A 210-nucleotide genomic window follows, 5' to 3' on the forward strand; every position below is an offset into this window, starting at 1 on the left:
GATATCAGGTGTCTACCAAACAGGGGTCAGGTCCGTCATAGAATTCAGTCTTTAGCGTCGACCAGAACGACTCGGCCATCGCGTTATCGAAGCACACGCCAGTGCGCCCCACAGACTGAGCGATGCCCAGGTTGCGGCAGACCTCCCAGAGCTTCTCGCTGGTGAATTGTGTTCCACGGTCAGCGTGAAACACCAGCCCATCAGGAACGT

1 pseudogene is annotated in these 210 nt (G+C 56.7%); it reads right to left on the reverse strand.

Annotated elements, in window-relative coordinates:
• Positions 1–34: 34 nt before the first annotated feature.
• Positions 35–210, reverse strand: a pseudogene (locus tag HMPREF2912_RS12175) (IS3 family transposase); the annotation flags it as partial.

The sequence above is a fragment of the Corynebacterium sp. HMSC056E09 genome (assembly GCF_001813425.1).
GTDB classification, from domain to species: domain Bacteria; phylum Actinomycetota; class Actinomycetes; order Mycobacteriales; family Mycobacteriaceae; genus Corynebacterium; species Corynebacterium hesseae.